Genomic DNA, 1,862 nt, shown 5'->3' on the forward strand with positions numbered 1-1,862 from the left:
TCCCCACACCCACAGCCCATGCCGCACCCCCGGCACCGGCCGCCCCCACCCCTCCGGCGCACCCCGCGCCCCTGGCACCAGCTACCCCGACACCCGCAGCGCATCCCGGATCCCCGACACCGGCCGCACCCGCACCCGCAGCGCATCCCGCGTCCCCGGCGCCGGCCGCGCCAACGCCTTCGGCGCATCCCGCGTCGCCCGCGCACCCCGCAACCCAGGCGCCCGCGCCCGCAGCGCATCCCGCATCCCCTTGGTCAGCCGTGCACTCGGAGCCAGCTGCGCCGACGCCTTCGGCGCATCCCGCGTCACCCGGGTCGCCCGCGCACCCGGTAACCCGGGCAGCCACAGCGGCGCCCGCGCCCGCAGCGCCTCCCGCATCGACCGCACCCCCGGCACCAGCCGCGCCCGCGCCCGCTGCGCATCCTGCATCCCCCTGGTCAGCGGCGTCGACCGCGCGCCCCGCACCCTTCGCCGCCGCCCCGGTAGCCCCTGCGTCGCAGGCGGCTCCTGTGCACCCTGCCTCCCCGACGCCCGGGGCGGCGTCCCCGGCACCCGCCGCCTTCCCGGCGTCCTCCCCGTCCGAGGCGCACCCCGCAGCTCACGAGCCCTCGGGGGAGCCGGCGGCAACCGTGTCCCCGGCCCTCGCCGAGTCCCCGGCGTACCCCGGAGCCTCTGGGTTTCCGGTGCACCACGTACCCGCCGCCTCGCTGGATTCCTCCGCGCCTGCGGCAGAGCCCACGTCTGCGGTGCATCGCGTAGCCCCTGAGTCCTCGGGGGAGCCGGCGGCAACCGTGTTCCCGGCCCTCGCCGAGACCCCGGCATGCCCCGCTCCTCCTGCGGTTCCCGCTCCTTCTGCGGTTCCCGCGCCGCCTGCGGTACCCGTGGCCCCTGCGGGTCCCGCGCTTCCGGCCGGCCCCACGCCCCCGGCGCTGCCGACACCCCCAGCCGTGCCCGCGCCTCCGGCGCACCCCGCATCCTCGGCGTTCCTGGCAGAGCCGACGGCAACCGCGCCCGTGCCCCCAGCGCATCCCGTAGCCGCAGGGGCCCTAGCCGCACCCGTGGACCCTCCATCCGCCGCGCCCCCAACGCACTCCGCGCTTCCCACCTCTCCGGGGGTGCGGATGACGTCCGGGCTTCCGGCTTCCCCGGTGGTGCCGGCGGCGGCTGCGGACCCCGAACCCGCCACCTCGGCGGAGCCGTCCGGGCTTCAGGCTTCCCCGGTGGTGCCGGTGGCGGCTGCGGACCCCGCACCCGCCACCTCGGCGGAGTCGTCCGTGCACCCGGCTTCCCCGGCGGAGCCGACGGCGCTCGCGCACCCCGGGCACCCGGCAACCGCGCGCCCCGCCCAGCGCGCCGAGCCTGCCGAGCGCGCCGGGAATCTTCGGGCTCGGCTCACCTCCTTCGTCGGGCGGGAGCCCGAGCTCGCGGGGCTGCGCCGCGATCTGGCCCGGCTGCGGCTCGTCACGCTCACCGGGCCCGGCGGGTCCGGGAAGACCCGGCTCGCCGAGCACGCTGCCGCCGCCGACCCCGAGCCCGGCTGGCTCGTCGAACTCGCCCGCCTCGACGACCCCGCCGCCGTCCCCGGCGCCGTCCTCAGCGCCCTCGGCCTGCGCGAGAGCACCCTCGTCGCCCGCGACAAGGCCCCCGTCGACGACCCCGCCGCCCAGCTCGTCGAGCACTGCGCGAACCGCCGCCTGCTCCTCGTCCTCGACAACTGCGAGCACGTCATCGGCGCCGCCGCCGAACTCGCCGAACACCTCCTCACCCACTGCCCCGGCGTCCGGATCCTGGCCACCAGCCGTGAACCCCTCGGCGTACCCGGCGAAACGGTCCGCCCCGTCGACCCCCTGCCCCCCGACCCC

The 1,862-nt window shown here is 78.5% G+C and carries 1 protein-coding gene; it reads left to right on the top strand.

Annotated features, from left to right (window positions below; translation table 11 throughout):
• Window positions 1-1,121: 1,121 nt before the first annotated feature.
• A partial coding sequence (locus tag ADK52_RS08005; protein WP_234343527.1) for an AAA family ATPase occupies window positions 1,122-1,862 on the top strand: 741 nt, incomplete at its 3' end.

Source organism: Streptomyces sp. WM6372, assembly GCF_001279655.1.
In the GTDB taxonomy this organism is placed as follows: Bacteria; Actinomycetota; Actinomycetes; order Streptomycetales; family Streptomycetaceae; genus Streptomyces.